The 1,366-nt window shown below is 39.4% G+C and carries 1 protein-coding gene; it reads left to right on the top strand.

The window, feature by feature from the left end:
• Positions 1-218 precede the first annotated feature (218 nt).
• Positions 219-1,265, top strand: a complete 1,047-nt coding sequence (locus HB679_RS20520; protein ID WP_255547688.1) for an IS110 family transposase — start codon at positions 219-221, stop codon at positions 1,263-1,265.
• The last annotated feature ends 101 nt before the right edge of the window (positions 1,266-1,366 follow it).

The following is a 1,366-nucleotide window of genomic DNA, read 5'->3' as shown; positions in this document are numbered from 1 at the left end:
ACCCTCTCATATCTTTGTTATCTTTAATGAATCAGAAAAAGGAGACACATAGTACCGCCCTGATAACACGAAGTATTAATGATGTTGACGAAAGAGGCAAATACTCCTTTTTAACTTTTAAAGTCTGGACAGTACCAATTGACAGATTACGCATCTGATCAGCTATAATATGAGAAAAGACTATAAGAGTTTTCTGATAATTGATGTAATGATTAGTTATGAAGAACTTAAAGTATTCCATTGGGATTGACGTATCCATGAAAGATTTTGCCTGTTGTTTATCTGTTATTAATGATGAGCAGGAAGTTAAGATCAAAGCCACGCATAAATTCGCTAATACACAGATCGGTTTTGACCTGTTTTCAGCGTGGGTTAACCGACATTCAAAAGAAGCACTCCCTGTCGTATGTGTAATGGAAGCGACCGGCGTTTATCATGAGCCTCTTGCCTGGTTCCTGCATAGCAGAGATCAGCCGTTAAGTGTTCTTTTACCCAACAAAGCCAAGAGCTTTTTAAAGGCCAATGGCGCCAAATCAAAGAATGACAGCATCGATGCGAAAGGACTTGCTCAAATAGGCGCAGAAAAGAAGCTTGATTTATGGGTGCCGCCAAGTAAACAGTTATATGCACTCCGGGCCTATACCCGACAGTATCAAAGTATAACCGAAATGCATACCTCAATGACCAATCAGCTACATAGCGTTCAACATGGTCAATTTCAGAACAAGGAAATCATCAAACAGCTGAAACAAACCATTAAACTATTTGAAAAACAACTTAAGCAGATGGAGCAAATCATGGCTAAAGTCGTTAAAGCAGATCCCGTTCTAAATCAGCATTATCAAAACATCTCGGTCATTAAAGGGATAAGCCTTTTGTCATTTGCGGTTATTGCAGCGGAAACCAACGGCTTTATCTTATTTGATAATGCAGCCAGTTTAATAAGTTATGCAGGTTATGATGTTGTGGAGAACCAGTCAGGTAAGCATAGCGGAAGAACCCGGATATCTAAAAAAGGTAACTCCAGGATCAGACGTATTCTGCACATGCCAGCTTTATGTGCTGTCAGAGACGATCAGCCCCAGTTCAAAAAGTTATACGAGCGGGTATATGAACGGACAAAGGTCAAAATGAAAGGGTATGTAGCCGTACAACGAAAGCTTCTTGAGACAATGTATTATCTATGGAAAAAGAACGAGCGGTACGATCCGGTATTCGTTTCTCCACAAAAAATAATAGCCCCGGAATACCAGGGCTACTCGTGATAAACTTTCAAAAGAAAGCTTTCATAAAGACTCAAAATTATTAAATATTATTTGCTTTTAAAGACAGTACCTCTTCGCCTTTGGCGGAAAGAGGGTTTTTT

Source organism: Mucilaginibacter sp. dw_454 (assembly GCF_018449775.1).
Lineage (GTDB): Bacteria > Bacteroidota > Bacteroidia > Sphingobacteriales > Sphingobacteriaceae > Mucilaginibacter.
This window is presented reverse-complemented; position numbering and strand designations above follow the sequence as displayed.